Raw genomic sequence first — 19,346 nt, 5'->3', positions numbered from 1 at the left:
TCCGACCAGCGCCTGCCTGCCCACCGCCCGTCCGACCGGGTGTTCGACCTGGTCGCCACCGACCTCGACGGCACGCTGCTGCGCTCCGACCACACCGTGTCGGAGCGCACCCGGCGCGCGCTGGCGGCGGCCACCGCCGCCGGGGCGGTGCACATCGTGGTCACCGGGCGCTCGGCGTCCTGGACCCGCCCCACCCTGGACGCCATCGGCTACACCGGCCTCGCCGTCTGCGGCCAGGGCGCGCAGCTGTACGACGCGGGCGCGCACCGCGAGCTGACCTCGGTGACCCTGGACCGGCAGCTGGCCCGGACCGCCCTGGCCAAGATCGAGGCCGAGACCGGCCCGCTGGGCGTCGCGGTCGGGCAGGACGGCCTGGACGGCGTCATCCTGGTCGGCCCGGGCTACCGGATGCCCGGCGACGAGCCCATGGCCGCCGCCGACCCGGCGGACTTCTGGGCCAAGCCCATCACCCGGATGTTCCTCCAGCACCCCGCCCTCGGCGACGACGAGCTGGCCCGCACCGCGCGGGAGATCGCCGGGCAGCTGGTGGACGTGGTGGTGTCCGGCCCGGGCTTCGTCGAGGTGCTGCCGCTCGGCCTGTCCAAGGCCACCGGCCTGGCACTGGCCGCGGCCCGCCTCGGCATCACCAAGGACCGCGCCATCGCCTTCGGCGACATGCCCAACGACCTGCCCATGTTCCGCTGGGCCGCCTGCGGCGTCGCCATGGCCAACGCCCACCCCGCCCTCCTCACCGCCGCCGACGAGGTCACCCTCAGCAACGACGCCGACGGCGTCGCCGCCGTCCTCGAACGCCTCTACCCCCAGCCCTGACCCCTCATATTCGCCTATCCGGGTGGATAGCCTTACTGACTCTCCGTACCCGCACACACTCGGCGTAGTTTCCAGGTGCGGCTTGTGTCGGCATGCCGCAGCTGCCCACACTTGAGAGGAGGTGCTTCCCGATGACCGCGCTTTCGGAAGAGGAGGCCGTCGTGGCTCAGGAATCCGTCGCGGACCAGGAGACGCTCGAATCAGATGATCTCGACCAGGTCCTGTGGCAGGCGTGGAAGTCCATGGATCTCCCCGAGGGCTACCGAGCCGAGATCATCGAGGGGTCCATCGAAGTGTCGCCCACCGGACGCCGCCGCCACGCGGTCATCGCCAACCGCCTCCGCCGGGCCCTCGACGCCTTTCTCCGGGACACCGAGTTCGCCGCGTTCCAGGACACCAACGTGATCCACGGGTTGAAGGCGACCGTCCCGGACGTCTTCATCGCCTTGGAGGACCTCGACCTGGCGCCCGACACCGAGGGCCTCGGCGTCGACGCCGCAGGCGTGCAGGTCGTCATCGAGGTCGTCTCGCCCGGCCACAAGGACCGCAAGCGGGATCGGGTGCGCAAGCGCCGCGCCTACGCACGGGCAGGCATCCCCATCTACGTGCTGGTCGACGACCACGAGGACGAGGGAATCGTGACCGTGCTCAGCGATCCCGACAGGCGGGGCGGCGAGTACGACACCTCACACCGCTACCGCTACGGTGCCGAGGCGGTCATCACCGACGGCCCGGCCAAGGGCTTCGTCATCGACGGTTCGATCACCCAGGGCCGCTGACAGGTCGTCCTCGAGGTCCGTGGTCAGTAACGATCCAGGTAGTTGTAGGATGACTGGGCAAGAGGATGTCGGGCAACGGGAGGACCGGGCGATGAGTGGTGGCGGGAGCCTGCAGGCGGCCGGGCGGACCTCGTTGGTGGACGCGGCGATCGAGCAGCTGCGGGCGCAGTTGAGCAGTGGCAGCTGGCAGGTGGGGGATCGGATCCCGACCGAGCACGAACTCGCCGAGCAGCTGCAGGTGGGCCGGAACACCGTGCGGGAGGCCGTGCGGGTGCTGGTGCACGCCGGGATGCTGCAGTCGCGGCAGGGCGAGGGCACCTTCGTCCGCTCCACCAGCGACCCGGCCGCCGTGCTGCACGGGGTGCAGCGCTCCGGGGTGCGGGACGTGCTGGAGGTCCGGTCGGCGCTGGAGAACGAGGCCGCCCGGCTGGCCGCGGTCCGGCACACGCCGGAGGACCTGGCCCGGATGCACGCCGCCCTGGACGCCGAGGCGCACGTCCTGCTCACCGAGCCCGAGCGGCCCGGACGCGAGGCCAGCGTCGAGCACGACCTGGAGTTCCACACCGCCCTGGTCGAGTCCGCGCACAACCCGGCACTGACCGAGGTGTACCGCTACTTCAGCGCCTCGGTGCGCGAGTCCATGCGGGCCGCCTTCGGCGACCAGGAGATGCCCGAAGTCGACCTGGACTCGCACCGCGCCCTGGTCGAGGCCATCGCCTCCGGCGATCCCGAGGCCGCCGAGGCCGCCAGCCGGCGGCTGATAGCCGATCCCATGGGGACCGTCGCCCGCCTGCTCAGCTGAGCCCCGGCTGAGCCCCGCCCCGGCCCCACCGCTCCACAGACCCACAGCGTTCGGAAAGAAACCCATGCCCCGCACCACGCTCGACCAGCAGCCGACCCGCTCGTATCCCACCGCGTCCACCCGGGTGCCCTCGCGCCCGGCGCGGATCGCCGCGCACCCGCTGACCGCCCTGATCGGCATCCTGCTGGTGTCGGTCAACATGCGCGCCGCCGTCTCCGCGGTGTCGCCGCTGCTGACCGACATCAGCACGCACTACGGCCTGTCCTCGACGGCGGGCGGGCTGCTCACCACGCTGCCGGTGCTGCTGATGGGGATCACCGCGAGCTTCGTGCCGGGGCTGGTGCGCCGGCTCGGTCCGGAGCGGGTGGTGCTGGGCGCGCTGCTGCTGCTGGCGGCCGGGGTGGGTCTGCGGGTGATGAGCGGGGTGACGCCGCTGTTCGCGGGCAGCATCGTGGTCGGCGCGGCCATCGCCATGCTGAACGTGACCATGCCGGGCCTGGTGAAGCGGGACTTCCCGGACCGGGCGGCGATGATGACCGGCGTCTACTCCACCGCGATGATCGTCGGGGCGACCTTCGCCGCCGCGCTGTCGGTGCCGATGGAGCACGCCTTCGGCGGCTGGCAGGGCTCGCTGGCGTCCTGGTCGGTGCTGGCGCTGGTCTCCGCCGCGCTGTGGCTGCCGCAGGTCCTGGGCGGCGCCGGGCAGGACCGCACCGCGCCGGCCGCGGCCGCCGGCTCCGGGCGGCTGCCCGGGCTGTGGCGGCACCCGCTGGCCTGGCAGCTCGCCGTCTTCATGGGCATCATGTCGCTGCTCGCCTACACTCTGATCGCCTGGATGCCGACGGTGCTGACCGACCACGGCATGTCCCGGGGCACCGCCGGTCTGATCTTCGCCTTCTGCAACCTGGTCCAGGTGGCGGGCGCGTTCCTGGTGCCGCTCGCGGCCGGGCGGATGACCAGCCAGCGGCTGCTGGTGGTGCTGATGGCGGGCAGCTACGCCGTGGGCATCGCCGGGCTGATGATCGCACCGGCCGCCGGTGCGTGGATCTGGGCGACGCTGCTGGGCCTGGCCATGGGCGGCGGCTTCGGCCTGGCCATGGCGCTGGTGGTGCTGCGGGCCGGTGGCGCCGTGGTGGCCTCGCAGCTGTCGGGGATGTCGCAGATGGTCGGCTACTTCATCGCGGCCTGCGGCCCGGTGGGCGTCGGCGCGCTGCACCAGCTCACCGGCGGCTGGACGCTGCCGCTGACGCTGCTGCTGGTCTGCTGCGGGGTGGCGCTGGCGGCCGGTCTCGGCGCGGCCCGCCCGGTGACCCTGCGGGCGGTCGGGCACCGGCCCTAACAGGCACCCGCCCGTCACAGGCACCCGCCCGTCACAGGCGCCCGGCCGTCACAGGCAACCGGCCGCAGCAGGGCAACCGCCCTCAGCAGGCGCCGGGGCGGAGAACGTCCGAGGGGGTGTGCAGGCCGGTCGGCCCGCACACCCCCTCCGCCGTGGGCGGTGGCGCGTCGGCTACTGCTCCCCCGCCAGCGTCAGCCGGCTCAGCCGGGCCGCCGCCAGCGCCGACGCGGCCAGGGTCACCACCACCAGCAGCGGCACCGCCGTGGGCAGGTGGACGGCCGAGGTGATCACGCCCGGATCGGCGATCCGGCGCCCCACCGCCAGCGCCCACTGCTGGACGCTCAGGGTCTTGGCGCCGGTCACGAAGTTGCCCACGATGCTCTCCCAGACCAGCGAGTAGAGCAGCCCGACCACGACCGCGTGCCGGGTGACCACCCCCAGCAGCAGGAAGATCGCACTGTAGGCCGCCCCGGCGACCAGCGCGGCCACCCCGTACGCCACCGCGACGCTCTCGAAGTTGCCGAACAGGACCACCCCGGCCAGGTACGTCGGGATGGCGCCGAAGACCACCGTGCAGCCGAAGGCGACCAGCAGCTTGGTGGTGATGATCTTCCAGCGCGGCTGCGGTTTGGCCAGCAGGTAGATGATCGAGCCGTCGTCGATCTCCGGGCCGATGGCCCCGGTGCCGGCGATCAGGCCGAGCAGCGGGACGAGGGTGCCCAGCGCCAGCGTGCCGAGGACCTCGACGGTGGTGCTCTCGTCCTGGCCCACGGCGACCCGGATGATCACCGCCAGGACCAGCAGCAGCGCGGGCACCCCGAGCAGCAGCAGGCCCCGGCGGCGGCCGAGCAGGCCGCGCACGGTCAGCCGGGCGACGGTGAGGTTCACTGGTTCCATCCTTCCTGGGGCGTGCCGGTGGCGCTCATGCGGAGGTCACCAGGTAGGAGAAGACGCTCTCCAGGGACTCGTCCGCGGGGGAGACGGTGAGCAGGCGGATGCCCGCCTCCCGGGCGACGCGCGGCACCAGCTCGGTGAAGCGGTAGAAGTCGACGGCCTGCACCCGCAGCGCGTCCTCGGCCGGGTCGATCTCGATCCCGGCGGTGGAGGCGTCCGCGATCAGTGCCGCCGCCAGCGCGCGGTTGTCGCTGGAGCGGACCAGGTACTGGTGCGGGCGGCTGGTCATCAGCCGGCGGATCTTGTGGAAGTCCCCGGACGCGGCGTGCCGCCCGGCCACCACCACCTCGATGTGCCGGGCCAGCTGCTCGACCTCCTCCAGGATGTGCGAGGAGAACAGCACGGTGCGGCCCTCGGCGCCGAAGCGGCGCAGCAGCTCCATCAGGTGCATCCGCTGGCGCGGGTCCATCCCGTTGAAGGGCTCGTCGAGCAGCAGCGCCGCCGGATCGTGGACCAGTGCGGAGGCCATCTTGACCCGCTGCTTCATGCCCTTGGAGTAGGTGGTGACCTTGCGGTCCTGCGCGTACTCCATCTCGACGGTGGCCAGCGCCCGGGCCGCCGCCGCGCCCGGATCGGCGAGGCCGTGCAGCTCGGCGTTGGCGAGCACGAACTCGTACCCGGTCAGGAAGTCGTACATGGCCTCCCGCTCGGGGACCAGGCCGATCTGCCGGTACGCCTGCTGGTTCTTCCAGATCGGCGCGCCGTCGATGTCGACGCGTCCGGTGGAGGGCGGCAGGAAGCCGCTCATCATGTGGATGAGCGTGGACTTGCCCGCGCCGTTGGGGCCGAGCAGACCGGTCACGCCCGGTCCGATCCGCATGCTGATGTCGTTGACGGCGACCACGTTCCCGAACCAGCGGGAGACCCGGTCGATGCTGATGGTGGTCACGGACGGCCTCTCAGATCTTCCGGTAGCGCTGGACGAGGAGTCCGTAGACGGCGGCGGGCAGCAGCAGCGCCTCGGCGACGAAGACGCAGCCGCCGAGGGCGGACGGCACTCCGGTGGCGCCGCTGACCGGCAGCTTGAACATCCAGGTCACCGACGAGTCGACCAGCCCGGACGGGCTGAGCACGTTGGCCCAGTGGGCGGCCGCGCTCTGGTCGTGGCGGTTGATGACGAAGTAGATGATGGTGGCGACCGCGCCGGAGATCAGCAGCAGCATGATGATCCCGGCCACGCCGAACCCCCGGCGCGGTGTCGCGGAGGCGACAGCCAGCCCGATCGCGGAGTACAGCAGCGAGTAGAGCGCGGCGCCGACCAGCCCGTAGCCGAAGTGCTCCAGGTTGTACGCGAAGCCCATGGACGCCAGCAGCGAACCGATCCACATGATCAGCAGCGGCAGCCCGGTCAGCACGAACATGGCGCTGAACATCGCCGCGAACTTGGCCCGGACGTAGTCGCCGGCGGTGATCGGACGCGAGAAGTACAGCGGCAGGGTCATGAAGCGCAGGTCACGGGAGAGCGCCACCGGGGCCTGCGAGGCGATGAAGACCGCGATCACGAAGTCCATGATGGACAGGTAACGCTCGTACTCCAGCGGCAGCTTGCCCGACTTCAGGTAGACCGCGACCGCGACGATGATCAGCGCCGGGACGCACATCAGCGCCAGCAGCCCCATCGGCAGGATCTTGGACTTGATGGAGCGTCCGAGGCCGAAGCTGCCGCGCAGGCTGAGCGTGTAGAGCGAGCGGGTGGCGTAGCCGCGGCCCAGGCGCGGGCCGTCGTAGTGGCGGTAGCCGATGTCGTGGATGACGTCCACCGGGGGCAGCTGCTCAGACATGGGCGGACGCCTCCTCGGGCCGGTCCTGGAAGACCTCGGCGATGCGGTGGCGGCGCTGTTCCATGCGGACCAGGCCGACGCCGAGGTCGGCGACGGCGTCACGGACCAGGTCGTAGGTGTCGTCGCCGTTGATCTCCACCAGCAGCACCCGGCCGCCGTCGCCGGTGACCGTCAGCCCGCCGTCCGTGAGCCGCTTGCGCAGGGCGGCGTCGGCGTCGAAGGCCGGATCGGACTGCAGGTCGGTCACCTCGACCGCGAGCAGCGCCGTGGCCTTGGTGAAGTCCGCGGTGGAGGAGGAGCGCAGCAGCTTGCCGCCGTCGATGACGACGACGTGCTCGCAGGTCCGCTCCAGCTCGCCGAGCAGGTGCGAGGTCACCAGCACGGAGATCCCGAAGTCGCTGTGGACGCGCCGGATCAGCGCCAGCATCTCGTCCCGGCCGGCCGGGTCCAGGCCGTTGGTGGGCTCGTCGAGCAGCACCAGCTGCGGGTCGTGGACCAGCGCCTGGGCCAGCTTCACCCGCTGCTTCATGCCGGTGGAGTAGCCGCCGATCGGCCGGTAGCGCTCCTCGTACAGGCCGACGTGGCGCAGCGTGTCGGCGGTGCGTTCGCGGGCGGCGGTGGCGGGCAGCCCGGCCATCCGCGCCATGTGGACCACGAACTCGGTGGCCGAGACGTCGGGCGGCAGGCAGTCGTGCTCCGGCATGTAGCCGACGCGCTCGCGGATGGCGCCGCCCTCGGTGGCGACGTCCAGGCCGAGCACCCGGGCGCTGCCCTCGGTGGCGGGGGCCAGGCCCAGCAGGATCTTGATGAGTGTGGACTTGCCTGCGCCGTTGGCTCCGACCAGGCCGACCACGCCGGGCTGGACGTCGACGGTCAGTCGATCCAGCGCGGTGACCCTGGGATACCTCTTGCTGAGGTTGTCCGTGATGATGACAGACACGGGACGACCGTATCGACGCGTTCACCCGGACGCATCAGTACTGGGCACCACGGTTTCCCGAACCTTTGGGCGTATGCGCCGGGGGGCGTCCCCTAGGGGACGCCCCGGCCCGCTCAGGCCTGGAGCAGTTCGTTCTGCAGCGCGACGACCTGGGTGAAGGTGCTGGGCACGACCGCCTTGGGGTTGGTCATGATCACGCACACCTCGACGTCGCCGACGTTGAGGAAGGCCATCCGTGCGGCCTGCGTGCCCGGCCCCTTGGGCTGGGCCTCGGCGGTGACGGCGGTGGTGACGCCCGGGAAGCCCGTCTCCTGCACCGGCGCGACGTTGGGCTCGGCCAGCGGCACCGTGGTGGTGGAGTCGGTGGTGTAGAGCTGGGCGGCCGGGCCCGGGGAGCGGAAGCCCAGCAGGTAGATCTCGGTCCGGGTGCCGTCCGGGCCGGTCCAGGCGGTGGCGGCGATGTGCCGCAGGCCGTCGTCGGCGAAGCTGTTGCGCAGCTCGACGGCGTCGCTGAACCTGGCGGCGTACGCGGTCGGCGAGTACCAGCCGGTGCCGCCGGTCAGCGACGGGTCCGGGCGGCCGCCGACGGGCGCGGGCAGCAGCAGCTTCCGCAGGTCGACCAGGTGGACCAGGCCGCCGTCGGCGCTGTTCTCCTCGTTCGGCCCGAGGGCGCCGGGCGGCAGCGCGGGCAGGGCGAGCGTCCCGAAGGTGTAGCGCTGGTCGCCGGGGGTCTTCAGCCCCGGCAGGTCGGTCCGCGGCGGTGCCATGACCACGGCGGCGGTGACCGCGCCGACCACGGCGAACACGGCGCAGGCGACGGTCCAGCGCAGGGCCGTGCGCAGCCACGGGCGCTCCCGGCGCGGCTTCGGCTGCAGCTCGGCGGGCACCGCCCACAGGGTGGTCGGCTGCCCGGGGTACGGCGCGGGCGGCGGCGGAAGCACGCCCGGCGGGGGCGGCGGCGCCGTCGGCTGGGGTGGTGCGGTGGGCTGCGGCGGCGGGGGACCGGTCAGGTCGCTCATGTCTGGTCCTCCGGGGGCGCGAGTCGGGTGAGCTGCTGCTGCAGCAGGTCGGTGACGGACGAGGTGTCCATGGGAGCGGCGCCGAACGCCTGCACGGTCACCAGCACGTCCCCGGCGACCGCGTCGCAGTCCAGGTAGTCCAGCCGGTCCCCCTCCTGCGGCAGCGGCGGCCGGTAGCAGTGGGCCCTGGGATAACCGGTGACCGGGCCCGACGTGGCGAAGGACGAGGTGGCGTTGGCCAGCTCCTGCACGATCGCCGGACCGGCCGAGACCCGGGCGTCGGTGACCTGGAACAGGCCGATCTCGACGTCCAGCTCGTCGCTGAGGTCGTAGGTCCGCAACGCGGCGCCCTTGAGCCCGCCCAGGTCGAGCAGGCCCGCCAGGGTGGAGCGGTCGCCGCCGGACAGCGCGCCGAAGTCCTCGTCGAAGAACGGACGGTACTGCGCCGGGGCGAGCACGGTGTCGTTGCCGAACGCCGGGTCGTCCGCGCCGGGGCCGGCCGTACCGGCGACGGGCAGCAGCAGATCGCCGAGCGAGCCGAAGTGGCTGCCGTCGGCGTTGCCGCCGTAGGCGGGCGGTGCCGGTCGCGCGGCCTGGGCCGAGGACGGGGCGGGCTTCTTCTCGGCGTCCAGGATGGCGTCGCCGACGCCGACCCCGGTCGCAACCGCCAGCAGGACGCCGACCGTGCCGAGCGCGATCCACCGGCCCCGGCGCGGCCGCGCGGCGGCCTCCGCTTGCGCCTGCGCGGCGGTCTCGGGCTGCTCCGGCTTGTCGGCCTCGGCCGGGCTCTTGATCGGGTCAGTGGTCACAGCCGCTCCAACTGGTCCTGGAGGACGGTCTGCACCGTCCGGACGCTGACCGGGCTGTCCTGCTGGACGTAGACCAGTACCGCGATGTCGCCGTGCACCCCGTAGCCGCGCCCCTCGTAGTAGCTGACACTGCCGTTGCTGTGCTGCTTGGTGCCCGCGAAGATCTCCGCGTCGTCCGATCCGATCATCGAACTGCTGGAGCTGCCGGCCCAGGTGGCGGCCGAGTTCGACTGGTTCTCGATGGTCTGCAGCGCGTTGGCCTCCTCCGCGTGGCTGAACTGCACCAGCTGGACGGTGTCGATCAGGTAGCCGCCCGGGCACCAGACGGCCTGGGCCGCGCGGCGGAAGCTGTGGTCGGAGAGCCAGGAGAACTCACCGGCCGGGTCGACATAGCCCTCGGCGTACTGCGCGATGTTCAGCCAGGAGTCGAACCCGGCCGATCCCTGCGCCACGGTCGCGCCGTGCGGCACCGGCACCAGCAGCCGGGTCAGGTCGCCGTCGGTGCGCACCATGTCGTCGTCGGCGGCGGGCAGCGCGGGCGCGGACGCGTGCGCGGCCGGGTAGTGCGGCTGGGGTGCGGACAGCGGCGGCAGCGGGGTGGGCGCGCTGCCGGACTGGGCGGCGTACCCGGCGGCGCCTCCGCCGAGCACCCCGAGGACGGCCGCGACCGCCATGATCAGTGCCGTTCTGCCGCGCGGCCTCGGCTTCGACGGCGGCGGCTGGACGGCCGTCGCGTCGGCTACTTCGGTGGTCAACGTTTCTCCACGGGGACGTCTGTGAGCGAGGACGGGGGCGGCGGACCGGTTCAGTGGCCGGTGCGCAGCAGCTGTGCCTCGCGCTTCATCAGCGGGGTCAGCAGCGAGTGGTCGATCTTGCCCGTGCCGTCGATGTCGATCTGGAACATGACGTCACCGACGTGCGAGACGCCGGTGATGCTGCCGAAGCCCTCGCTGTCGCTCGGGTCGAACGCCCAGCCCTTGGCGTCGTCCAGGCCGGGGACGGAGAACGACGTGCCGCTGCCGAACCTCAGCCCGGAGTACCAGCCGTCGGCGTCGGCGGAGTCGCCGAAGTGCAGCAGCTCGGTACGGACCGTCAGCGTGCCGTCGCTGCTGCGGTATTCGCGGGTCGCGCCGCCGACGCAGTTCCAGCTCCTGAGGTCGGCCAGGCCCTGCGAGGGGTCGGCCATCTCCTTGGAGAGGACGCTGAGGCTCTCCTTGGTACCGTCCACATCGTTGATCGGCTGGGCGCCGCTGGGCAGCGGCAGCAGGAAGAAGCGCAGGTCACCGCTGTGGGAGTCGCCGCTGACGGTCCCCTTGACGGTGGTGGCGGGCGCGGGCGCGACGGTGGGCACCACGATCGGCGCGGAGCTGCTGGGCGCGGCCGTCGGCGTCGGCGTCCGGCCCGGCGCCGGGGAGAGCGGGGCGGTCGGCCGGGCGGGCGCGGCGGCCTGCGAGCTGCCGCCGGGGCTGCCCACGGCGACGGTGACCCCGGCGCTCGCGGCCGCGATCACCAGGAAGCCGGCGACGGCGAGGGAGGCGTACCGCCCGACCCGCGAACGCGGCTTCGGCGGCGCGGCCGGGACGGCGGGTGCGGCGGGCGCGCCCCAGAGCTGCTGGTAGCCGGGCGGAGGCGGCGGGGTCGGCGGATAGACCGGCGCAGCGGCGGCCGGCTCAGCCGGTGCGGCGGGCTCAGCCGTCACCGCCGGTGCCGCCGGTGACGGCGCGTCGGCCGGGGCGGGCTGCGCCCTCCCCGCGTCGTCCGCCGGCGTGTCGTCGCGCACCTCGGACACGTCGGACACGTCGGACACGGGGTCAGTGGCCCCCATACACACTCCCACAGAACGGCTTGTCGCCCCACCGCGAGAGGAGTGGGGCCAGCGCGCGGCCCGGAACCCGTACACAGGTTCGACAGGCCCTACGATCTGCGATTATGTCCAGCTTCTGAGAGCGCCGACAACTTCTTTACATGATCGGTATCCGAACCTCCGGGGGCGGTCAGGACATCAGCGGGAATGTCCTGATCCGCCCCCGCCGGTCAACCCAGCTGCCGCAGGCCCTCGGTGGCGATCCGCTCGAAGACGCCCAGGTCGGCCTCGAAGACCGAGTCCGGCACCGGCCAGTGCACGACCACCTCGTCGATGCCCAACTCCTGGTAGCGCCCGGCCCAGTCGACGAAGGCGTCCACCGACTGCAGCGGCCGCTCCGCCGTCGACCCCTGCAACAGCACGGTGTTGATCGAGTCGGCGTCCCGCCCCTCGGCCTCGCAGGCGGCGCGGAGCTTGCCCAGCTGGGCCGCGATCACGGCCGGCGCCTGCTCGACCGGCACCTCGGCCGGGCCCCTGGGGTCGCCGTAGGTGACCCAGCCCTGCCCGTACCGGGCCGCCAGCCTCAGCCCGCGCGGGCCGGTGGCGGCGACGTAGAAGGGAACGCGCGGCTGCTGCACGCAGCCGGGGATGTTCCGCACCTCGACGGCCGAGTAGAACGCGCCCCGGTCGGTGGTGGCGTCCTCGGTCAGCAGCTTGTCCAGCAGCGGCAGGAACTCGTCGAACCGGTCCGCCCGCTCCCGGGGGGTCCACTCCTCCTGGCCCAGCGCGGTGGAGTCGAAGCCCACCCCGCCGACCCCGATGCCGACGGTCAGCCGCCCGCCCGAGATGTCGTCGACGGTCAGCAACTCCTTCGCCAGCGTCACCGGGTGCCGGAAGTTGGGCGAGGTGACGAGGGTGCCCAGCCGGATCCGCTCCGTCGCTGTCGCGGCAGCCGTCAGCGTCGGCAGCGCCCCGAACCACGGCTTCTCCCGGAACGATCGCCAGCTCAGGTGGTCGTAGGTGTACGCCGCGTGGAAGCCGAGCTCCTCGGCCCACCGCCAGACCTTCTGTCCCTCGGCCCACCGGTGGATGGGCAGGATCACCGTACTCAGTCGCATGCCGCCGACCCTACGCGGTCAGTCGCCTCACCTATGTGACCAGGCGCGGAACGGTGCCGGCTCCGCGACATCCGGGCCGATGTCACGCAGCGATGCCGCGAAGTCGGACGCCAGGTCCATGCACATCCCCAGGAGTTCCGCACGGTCACAGACCTCGGTCACCGGGTTGGGAGTCCACGCTGTTCGGGAGTGTCAGCCCACCTCAGCCGTCTCCCCCTCCGGGAACCGGAAGGTCGCTGTCCGTTCGACGCCTTGCGGATACACGTCAAGATCGAACTGCACTCGTGGGCCTTGTCAGATGGAAGCCGAATCGCATGCACATGCTCCCTCGTTACTCGGCCAAGGTCCCGTACGGATGGAAATGCTGGCATCCCCGAAGACCGTAGGGGACGATGGACTAGCGTCGAACCACGCCCTGGAAGCCAAGGAGGTGCCGCGTGTCATACGAGCCGAAGCTGGCTGCCGCGTTGTCCGGGGCGACCCTGCGGCAGTTGTCGCACTGGCGGCGGGGCGTCAGTGAGCAGGGTGCTGTCCTGATTCCCGAGCTTTCGGCGTCTCGTCCGATCCTCTACTCCTTTCGCGATGTCGTCGCTCTCCGGACCTGCGTCCGCCTTCGGCAGGAGGCGTCGTTGCAGCGGATCAGGCGCGCGCTGAACACCCTGCGCGAGGGTCTCGACGAACGCGAGCACCTCTCCGCCTACCGCTTGGTAGCAGGTGGCGACACGATCTACCTGGCGGACCCGGACCACGCAGTGGACCTTGTACGAAGCAAGGGGAATCTGGTCATCGTCGAGATGGTCGACGTGCTCGCGCCCTTCTACCGTGGCGGACGACGCATCCCGGACCTGCTTGAGCCGCGACCGCACGTATCGATCGATCCCGCCGTGCGTGGTGGAGAACCGGTCGTCGAAGGCACACGTATCCCGGCCGCTGAGGTGGCCGCGCTCCTTCGAGACGGTGTGCAGCCTGTGCAGATCAGCGACTACTACCCGGGCGTCACACCGGAGGCTGCCCTCGACGCGGCGGACTTCGTCGACTATGTCGACAGCTATGCCGATGACGCGGAGATCCGGCAGGCCGCGTCTTGAGGCTGCTGCTGGACGAGAATGTGCCGCTCCCCATGGCCCAGATCGTACGGTTGCTCCTGAAGCACCAGTCGATCGATCACGTGGCCGAGCTCAAGGGCTGGGCGGGTACACGGGACATCGACCTCTACGCGCGAGCCGCAGCAGAAGGCTTCCACGTCATCCTCACGAACGACACCAAGCAATTGAGCCGCCCGCTGGAAGTGGTGGCCATCGCCGAGTCAGGCCTGCACCGCATCGAGTACCGCCAGAACCACAAGCACGGCGGCCTGGTGGGACTCGGCGCCGCCATCGCCACCGTATGCGCCGGCCTGCCCCACGCCCTGACGGAACTCGACCGGGCCGTCGGTCAGCGACTCATCTCCCTCAACGGCGTTGACCCGTCCCAGCAGAGCCGACTGCGGATGGTGGACCCGACTGCCGCTCCACCGAAGTTCTGGCCCTCCCCTTTTGCGTGACGGACGACGAGGTAGCGGGGCGCGCACAGATCGCTGACGCTGATCACAACTCGGTGGCTGTCGCGGCAGCCGTCAGCGTCGGCAGCGCCCCGAACCACGGCTTCTCCCGGAACGATCGCCAGCTCAGGTGGTCGTAGGTGTACGCCGCGTGGAACCCGAGCTCCTCGGCCCACCGCCAGACCTTCTGTCCCTCGGCCCACCGGTGGATGGGCAGGATCACCGTACTCAGTCGCATGCCCTTCACCCTAGGTGAGCGGGGACGAGGGCCCGCATGGTCTCCGCTGCGCGGACGGCCGCGTCGGCGCAGCAGTTGTTGAAGAGGACGTGGACCTCGTGCGCCTGCTCGGCCATCGCGCGGATGCGCGGCACCCACTCGGCGAGTTCCTCGGGCGTGTAGGTGTGGCGGAACTTCTCCTCCTTGGTGCCGGTGCCCCAGGCGGGGTTGCGGCCGTGGAAGCGCACCACCGCGAGCCGGGGGGAGGTGACGCGCACGACCGGGGGGATGGAGACGGCGAGGGTCTGCACCATGTCCACGGCCACGGCTGCCGTGTCCAGGTCCGCGAGCAGCGCGGCCGTCCCGGCGACGCGCTCCTCGCGCCACCAGTCGGGGTGCCGGAACTCCACCGCCATCGGCCACCCCGCGGCACGCTCCCGGGCCCGGCGCAGGAACTCCACCGCCGGCCGCCCCGGCGCGAACTGCGGCGGGAACTGGAACAGCAGCGTTCCCAGCCGGTCGGCCTGGCGCAGCGGTTCGAGGGCCGAGCTGAACCGGCCCCACACCTCGTCCAGCAGTCCGGGATCGGCGCCCGGCCGGTACCGGTGCTCGGCCAGGTACGGGCGCAGGTCGGCCGGCAGCGCGTTCGGCCGCGTCGCATGCCCGGTGAGCAGGGAGAACGCCTTCACGTCGAAGCGGAAGCCCTCGGGGGTGCGTTCGGCCCAGAGCAGGCTGTTGCGGGTGCTGGGCAGGCCGTAGTAGGTGGAGTCCACCTCGGCCACCGGGAACTGCGCGGCGTAGTGCCGTAGCCTGCCCTCCGCGTCGCGGTGGCCCGCCGGATACCACCCGCTGGACACCAGCGCCTTGTCCGTCCACGAGCACGTGCCGATCCGGATCTCTCCCATGCCGCCCGCCTTCCCCGGCGGAGCCGACGGCAAAGCCCCGGCGGGGGCCGGGGCGGGGATGAGCGAGGATGTGGGGGTGAACGACGCTCCCCTGGTACGGCCCCGCATCATCGCCACCGACCTCGACGGGACGCTGCTGCGCAGTGACGGCACGGTGTCCGCGCGGACGGAGGCCGCGCTGGCGCTGGCCGAGGCGGCGGGGCTGTGCATCGTGTTCGTCACCGGGCGCCCGCCGCGCTGGATGGAGGTGGTCAGCGCGGTCACCGGGCCGCACGGCATCGCCATCTGCTCCAACGGCGCGGCCGTGTACGACGTCCGCCGCAAGGCACTGGTCTCCTCGACGCCGCTGCGCCGCGAGGACGCGCTGGCCGTGGTCAAGGCGGTGCGGGCGGAGCTGCCGGGGGTGGGGTTCGCCTTCGAGTTCCCGGAGGGCTTCGCCTACGAGCCGCACTACGCGTCGGCGATGTGGGACGCGGCTGCGGTGCGGGGCATCGCCCCGGCCGAGACGATTCTGGCCTCGGACGTCGGGGGGCAGGTGTTCAAGGTGCTGGCCCGGCACCCCGAGGCGGACCCGGACGAGTTCATGCGCCGGGCCCGCGCGGCGGCGGGGCAGTACGCCGAGATCACCCGCTCCAGTCCGCTGCTGGAGATCAGCGCGCTGGGCGTCAGCAAGGCCAGCACCCTGGCGCTGTGGTGTGCGGAGCGCGGGGTGGCGGCGGAGGAGGTGGTGGCCTTCGGCGACATGCCGAACGATCTGCCGATGCTGGCCTGGGCGGGCACCGCGTACGCCGTCGCCAACGCCCATCCGCAGGTGCTGGCGGCGACGGAGCACCGCGCGGGCGACCACGACGCGGACGGCGTGGCCGAGGTCATCGAGCAGCTGGTGCGCGGCCTGGACGGCTGAGCGCCGGGCCGGTGCGCCCGCAGGCGGGTGTGCGAGCAGGTCGGTGCGCGAGCAGGTCAGTGCGCGAGCAGGGCGTCGGCGGCGCGTTCGCGCTCCCACATGCCGCGCAGCGGTCCCGGCTCGGCGAGCAGCTCGGACCAGCTGCCGCGCTGGACGATCCGCCCGGCGTCCAGGACCACGATCTCGTCCACCGCGTCGAGCCCGGCCAGCCGGTGGGTGATCAGCAGGGTGGCACGGCCCCGGGTGGCGTCCAGCAGGTCGGCGGTGAGGGCGTCGGCGGTGGCCAGGTCCAGGTGTTCGGCGGGCTCGTCCAGGATCAGCGCCGGGAAGTCCGCCAGCAGCGCGCGGGCCAGGGCGAGCCGCTGGCGCTGGCCGCCGGAGAGCCGGGCGCCGTGCTCGCCGACCATGGTGTCCAGCCCCTGCGGCAGGCTCCGTGCCCAGTCGGCGAGGCGGGCCGCGCCGAGGGCGGCCCACAGCTCGGGCTCGGCGCAGTCGGGCCGGGCCAGCCGCAGGTTCTCCCGCAGCGAGCTGTCGAAGACGTGGGCGTCCTGGGCGCACAGGCCGACGATCCGGCGGACGGCGTCGCCGTCCAGGGCGGTGGCGTCCACGCCGCCCAGGGTGACGGAGCCTGCCCGGGGGTCGAGGAACCGCAGCAGCAGCATGGCCAGGGTGGTCTTGCCGGAGCCGCTGGGGCCGACCACGGCGACCCGGCGGCCCGGGGCGAGGTCCAGATCGATGCCGGTGAGGGCGGCGTCCTCGCGTCCCGGCCAGACCGCCGCCAGCCCGCGCACCCGGATCGGGAACGGCCGGTCCGGCAGGGGCTCCGGGCTGGCGGGTTCGCGGACCGGCTCGGGGGCGTCGGTGACCTCGGCGACGCGCGCGGCGGCGCGTTGGCTGCGCTGCCGGATCTGCGCGGCCATCGGCAGCCCGGCGACGGCCTCGAACGCGGCCAGCGGGGTGAGCACCAGCACGGCGAGCATCACCCCGTGCACGGCGTGGCTGTCGGCCGCCGCGATGCCGACCGCCGCGCAGGCGGTGACGGTCAGCCCGGTGACCAGCGTGACCAGCCCCGACCCCAGCCCGGCGGTGGCGGCCGAACGGCCGGTGAGCCGGCGCAGCTCGGCGTCGGTGGCGCGCAGCCCGGCCAGGCGCGCGGGCAGCGCCCCGGCGACGGTGAGCTCGGCGGTGCCGGAGAGCACGTCCACCACCTGGGTGGCCAGCAGTCCCCGGGTGGGCGCCTGCCGCTGCTCGGCGTGGCGGGAAACGGCGACGGACAGGGCCGGTACCGCCGCGCCCGCGAGCAGCAGGCCGCCGGCCAGCAGCAGCCCGGCGGCGGGCAGCACCAGGGCGACGGCGAGGGCGGTCAGCGCGCCGACGAGGACGCCGGTGCGTAGCGGGAGCCGGTAGCGCAGGTAGTGGTCCTGCATCGCGTCCACGTCGGCGACCAGCCGGGAGAGCAGGTCGCCGGAGCGGAAGGCCAGGGCGGCGGGTGCCAGGCGTTCCAGCCGCACGTAGACCCGGGTGCGCAGCGCGCCCAGCGCCCGCAGCACCGCATGGTGCGAGACCAGCCGCTCGGCGTAGCGGAAGGCGCTGCGGCCCAGGCCCAGGGTGCGGACGCCGGTGACGGCCATCATCAGGTACAGCACCGGCGGCTGCTGCGAGGCGCGGGCGATGAGCCAGCCGGAGAGCCCCAGCAGGGCGATGCTGCAGCCGAGGGCCAGCGCGCCCAGCAGGGTGGCGGCGGCCAGCCGGGGCCGGGTCTGCGCCTCGTCCACCGGCAGCGGGGCCGCGTCCGGCTCGGCGGGGGTGTCGACGGCGGTGGCGGACCGGGCAGCGGTGGCGGACCGGGGGGCCGGGAGAGCGGGCGCGGCTGGTGCGGGCAGCGGCGGCAGCGGCGGCAGCGGCGGCAGGGGTGCCGAGGGCGCCGGGGGTGCCAGGGGTATCCGGTGCACCTCGTCGGCGAGGGCCAGCAGGGCCGGGCGGTGCGCGGTCAGCACGACGGTGCGTCCGACGGCGAGCCGGGCGACGGCGCGGACGATCGCGGCCTCGTTGGCGCCGTCCAGGTTGGCCGTGGGCTCGTCCAGCAGCACCAGCGGGCGGTCGGCCAGGAAGACCCGGGCCAGGGCGAGCCGCTGCCGCTGTCCTCCGGACAGGCCGCTGCCGCCCTCGCCGAGCCGGGCGTCCAGGCCGCCGGGCAGCGCCTCGACGAAGTCGAGCGCCTCGGCGCTGTGCAGGGCCGCGCGGACCTCGGCGTCGTCCGCGTCGGGGCGCGACAACCGGACGTTGTCGGCGACCGTCCCGGCGAACAGGGCGGGCTGCTGCGGGAGCCAGGCGATCTGCCGGTGCCAGGCGGCCGGGTCGAGCGAGGCCAGCGGCACCCCGCCGACGCGGACGGAGCCGCTGTCGGGAGCGGTGAAGCCGAGCAGAACGGAGAGCAGGGTGCTCTTGCCGGCGCCGCTCGGGCCGGTCAGCGCGGTGACCCGGCCCGGGCCCAGGGTCAGCGACAGCCGCTCCAGGGCCGGGGTGGACCTGCCCGGGTGGGTGACCGTCAGTCGGTCGACGGTGATGGCGGCGCCGGCCGGTACGGTGCCGGTCCCGGCGGCGGGCAGCGGGGTCTCCAGCACCTCGAAGATCTCCGCCGCAGCGCTCAGCCCCTCCACGCTGGCGTGGTAGTGGACGCCGACCTGCCGCAGCGGGGTGTACACCTCGGGGGCCAGGACCAGGACGACCAGCCCCAGGTAGAGCGAGAGCCCGCCGTCCACCAGCCGCAGGCCGATGCTGACCGCGACCAGGGCCACCGACAGCGTGGACAGCAGCTCCAGGGTGTAGGAGGAGACGAAGGCGATCCGCAGGGTGCGCATGGTCCCGGCCCGGTAGTCGTCGGTGACCGTGCGGATGGTGCGGGCCTGGGCCTTGGCCCGGCCGAAGACCTTGAGCGTGGGCAACCCCTCGACCACGTCCAGGAAGTGGTGCGACAGCCGGGCCAGGGAGCGCCACTGGCGGTCCATCTGCTTCTGCGTGGCCAGCCCGATCAGCACCATGAACAGCGGGATCAGCGGCAGCGTGACGGCGATGGTGAGCGCGGAGAGCCAGTCGGCGCGCAGGATCTCCAGCAGCAGCACGGCCGGGACGACCACGGCGAGCGCCAACTGCGGCAGGTAGCGGGCGAAGTAGTCGTCCAGCGCGTCCACGCCCCGGGTGGCCAGGGTGGCCAGCTCGCCCCGGCGCTGCTCGGAGAGCCAGCCGGGGCCGAGCCCGGTGGCGCGGGCCAGCAGCGCCGAGCGCAGCTGCGACTTCACGGCGGCGGACGCCCGGTGCGCGGCCAGCTCGGTCAGCCAGGCGACCAGGGCCCGGCCGACCGAGACCGCCGCCAGCAGCAGCAGTTGCGGCAGCAGTCGTCCCACGCTGTGGTGCTGCTGGAACGCGCCGACCACCAGCCCCGCCACCAGTACCGCCTGGGCGACCACCAGCAGCGCCCCGGCCAGGCCGAGCGCGACGGAGGCGGCGAGGAAGCCCCGGGTGGCCCGGGCGTGCCGCAGCAGACGCGGATCGACAGGTTTCACGTGAAACATCTCCTCGAACGGCGGCAGGCTCGGCGGTCGGC

The 19,346-nt window shown here is 73.0% G+C and carries 18 protein-coding genes and 1 pseudogene; 7 read left to right on the top strand and 12 right to left on the bottom strand.

Translation table 11 applies throughout. From position 1 onward, the window contains the following. Positions 1-12: 12 nt before the first annotated feature. From GXW83_RS00520 to GXW83_RS00505, 4 genes are all read left to right on the top strand, one after another. A complete protein-coding gene (locus tag GXW83_RS00520; RefSeq protein WP_182446938.1) occupies positions 13-831 on the top strand; it encodes an HAD family hydrolase in 819 nt (272 codons plus the stop codon). 131 nt (positions 832-962) lie between these two features. Then, on the top strand, positions 963-1,610 hold the full coding sequence (locus GXW83_RS00515) for a Uma2 family endonuclease (RefSeq protein ID WP_182440909.1): 648 nt from the start codon (positions 963-965) through the stop codon (positions 1,608-1,610). Positions 1,611-1,701: 91 nt separating this feature from the next. Beyond that, entirely contained in the window at positions 1,702-2,412 is a 711-nt protein-coding gene (locus tag GXW83_RS00510) for a FadR/GntR family transcriptional regulator (protein WP_182440908.1), read from the top strand. Positions 2,413-2,476: 64 nt separating this feature from the next. After that, positions 2,477-3,751: an MFS transporter gene (locus GXW83_RS00505; RefSeq protein WP_182440907.1), complete on the top strand. Its 1,275-nt coding sequence runs from the start codon at positions 2,477-2,479 to the stop codon at positions 3,749-3,751. 171 nt (positions 3,752-3,922) lie between these two features. Here GXW83_RS00505 and GXW83_RS00500 read toward each other — a convergent pair whose 3' ends face one another. The 9 genes from GXW83_RS00500 to GXW83_RS00460 all read right to left on the bottom strand — a co-directional run bounded on the left by GXW83_RS00500 (position 3,923) and on the right by GXW83_RS00460 (position 12,176). Next, positions 3,923-4,648, bottom strand: coding sequence for an ABC transporter permease (locus tag GXW83_RS00500; RefSeq protein WP_182440906.1), 726 nt, complete (start codon positions 4,646-4,648; stop codon positions 3,923-3,925). Positions 4,649-4,673: 25 nt separating this feature from the next. Next, positions 4,674-5,594, bottom strand: a complete 921-nt coding sequence (locus GXW83_RS00495) for an ABC transporter ATP-binding protein (RefSeq protein ID WP_182440905.1) — start codon at positions 5,592-5,594, stop codon at positions 4,674-4,676. Positions 5,595-5,604: 10 nt separating this feature from the next. Continuing rightward, positions 5,605-6,486 carry an ABC transporter permease gene (locus GXW83_RS00490; RefSeq protein WP_182440904.1) on the bottom strand — a complete coding sequence of 294 codons (882 nt, stop codon included), beginning with the start codon at positions 6,484-6,486 and terminating at the stop codon, positions 5,605-5,607. Further along, positions 6,479-7,426: an ABC transporter ATP-binding protein gene (locus GXW83_RS00485; protein WP_182440903.1), complete on the bottom strand. Its 948-nt coding sequence runs from the start codon at positions 7,424-7,426 to the stop codon at positions 6,479-6,481. Before GXW83_RS00485 ends, GXW83_RS00490 begins: the two co-directional genes overlap by 8 nt. A 113-nt stretch (positions 7,427-7,539) precedes the next feature. Further along, the gene (locus tag GXW83_RS00480) at positions 7,540-8,445 is read right to left on the bottom strand and encodes a hypothetical protein (protein WP_182440902.1); all 906 of its coding nucleotides are present in this window, start codon (positions 8,443-8,445) and stop codon (positions 7,540-7,542) included. After that, positions 8,442-9,254: a hypothetical protein gene (locus GXW83_RS00475; protein ID WP_182440901.1), complete on the bottom strand. Its 813-nt coding sequence runs from the start codon at positions 9,252-9,254 to the stop codon at positions 8,442-8,444. Before GXW83_RS00475 ends, GXW83_RS00480 begins: the two co-directional genes overlap by 4 nt. Then, positions 9,251-10,009 (bottom strand): hypothetical protein, encoded by a 759-nt coding sequence (locus GXW83_RS00470; protein ID WP_182440900.1) that lies wholly within the window; start codon positions 10,007-10,009, stop codon positions 9,251-9,253. The genes GXW83_RS00475 and GXW83_RS00470 overlap by 4 nt, the downstream gene beginning before the upstream one ends. Positions 10,010-10,059: 50 nt before the next feature. After that, complete coding sequence (locus GXW83_RS00465; protein ID WP_182440899.1) at positions 10,060-11,061, bottom strand: hypothetical protein; 1,002 nt, start codon at positions 11,059-11,061, stop codon at positions 10,060-10,062. A 227-nt stretch (positions 11,062-11,288) separates the two neighbouring features. After that, a complete protein-coding gene (locus GXW83_RS00460) occupies positions 11,289-12,176 on the bottom strand; it encodes an LLM class flavin-dependent oxidoreductase (protein WP_182440898.1) in 888 nt (295 codons plus the stop codon). Positions 12,177-12,613: 437 nt separating this feature from the next. Here GXW83_RS00460 and GXW83_RS00455 point away from each other — a divergent pair, with 437 nt between their 5' ends. Continuing rightward, the gene (locus tag GXW83_RS00455; protein WP_182440897.1) at positions 12,614-13,264 is read left to right on the top strand and encodes a DUF433 domain-containing protein; all 651 of its coding nucleotides are present in this window, start codon (positions 12,614-12,616) and stop codon (positions 13,262-13,264) included. Continuing rightward, complete coding sequence (locus tag GXW83_RS00450; RefSeq protein ID WP_182440896.1) at positions 13,261-13,719, top strand: hypothetical protein; 459 nt, start codon at positions 13,261-13,263, stop codon at positions 13,717-13,719. The genes GXW83_RS00455 and GXW83_RS00450 overlap by 4 nt, the downstream gene beginning before the upstream one ends. A gap of 49 nt (positions 13,720-13,768) precedes the next feature. On the opposite strand, the pseudogene GXW83_RS00445 reads toward GXW83_RS00450, so the two are convergent. Beyond that, positions 13,769-13,954 (bottom strand): annotated as a pseudogene (locus GXW83_RS00445) (LLM class flavin-dependent oxidoreductase); the annotation flags it as partial. Positions 13,955-13,959: 5 nt separating this feature from the next. Next, positions 13,960-14,838: a DUF72 domain-containing protein gene (locus GXW83_RS00440; protein WP_182440895.1), complete on the bottom strand. Its 879-nt coding sequence runs from the start codon at positions 14,836-14,838 to the stop codon at positions 13,960-13,962. 58 nt (positions 14,839-14,896) lie between these two features. On the opposite strand from GXW83_RS00440, the gene GXW83_RS00435 reads away from it, so the two are divergent. Beyond that, positions 14,897-15,742, top strand: coding sequence for an HAD family hydrolase (locus GXW83_RS00435; protein WP_182440894.1), 846 nt, complete (start codon positions 14,897-14,899; stop codon positions 15,740-15,742). Between the two features lie 56 nt (positions 15,743-15,798). Here the strand turns inward: GXW83_RS00435 and cydD are convergent, their stop codons facing one another. Continuing rightward, on the bottom strand, positions 15,799-19,305 hold the full coding sequence (gene cydD / locus GXW83_RS00430; protein WP_182440893.1) for a thiol reductant ABC exporter subunit CydD: 3,507 nt from the start codon (positions 19,303-19,305) through the stop codon (positions 15,799-15,801). Positions 19,306-19,346: the final 41 nt, after the last annotated feature.

It is taken from the genome of Streptacidiphilus sp. PB12-B1b (assembly GCF_014084125.1).
Lineage (GTDB): Bacteria > Actinomycetota > Actinomycetes > Streptomycetales > Streptomycetaceae > Streptacidiphilus.
Note: the sequence above shows the minus strand (reverse complement) of the source record. Positions and strands in the feature narration are given on the sequence as shown.